An 883-nucleotide genomic window follows, 5' to 3' on the forward strand; every position below is an offset into this window, starting at 1 on the left:
CGCATTAGCTCTACTGGCAGTTCCTTTCTTTTTCGGATAGGCTGAACCTTGTATTTCGGCCTGAACTGGTTCCAGACCACCAGCAAAGGGCTGGCGGTAAATATAGAAGAAAAAGCCCCAGAGGCAATGCCCACGGTCAAGGCGAAGGCAAAATCTTTCAGAGTCTCCCCTCCTATGAGCAGGAGGGCCACTACTGGAATTAATGTGGACAGGGAGGTATTTATGGACCGAACCAGAGTCTGGTTTACGGACAGATTGACCAGCTCTCCGTAGTCCATTTTGGCTACTAAGCTTTTGTTTTCGCGAATCCGGTCAAAAACCACTATGGTATCCATCAAGGAATAGCCCAGGATGATCAGAAAGGCCGCTACAGTGGAGGTAGTGACCTCTCTGAAGCTCAGGGCATAAATCCCTATCACTACCAGGGCGTCGTGGACCAGGGCAGCAATGGCACATATGCCAAATCTAAACTCAAAGCGCAAGGTTATGTAAATCAGGATGGTCATAAGGGCGACGACTAAAGCCCACAGCGCATCAGTGGCCAGCTTTTTGCCAAATTTGGGGGTTACGCTTTCATCCCTCAGGATCTCTTCAATCCCGATACTCTCCAGAACACCTTTCAGTTCCGCCTTTTTCTCCGGAGAAAGATGCTCTGTCTTTATGACAAAATGGGGATCAGAGCCAACCTGCTGAACTATACTTTTCCCGTAGCCAATCTTACCAAGTTGCTGCCGTATCTCCCCGGTGGTGGTAGCCCGGCTGAACTCCAACTCCAGAAGGTTACCTCCTCTAAAGTCAACCCCAAAGTTCAGTCCATTGACCAAAAGAGCCACTATTCCTACAGCGATAACAATACCCGACAGAGAGAACCAGATATTCCTCT

At 49.0% G+C, this 883-nt stretch carries 1 protein-coding gene; it reads right to left on the reverse strand.

The genetic code is table 11. The annotated features are described in order from the left end of the window. On the reverse strand, positions 1-883 hold an 883-nt coding region (gene secF / locus HW443_RS12045), incomplete at both ends, for a protein translocase subunit SecF (protein WP_176238309.1).

The organism is Candidatus Hakubella thermalkaliphila (genome assembly GCF_013281975.1).
GTDB lineage: Bacteria > Actinomycetota > Humimicrobiia > Hakubellales > Hakubellaceae > Hakubella > Hakubella thermalkaliphila.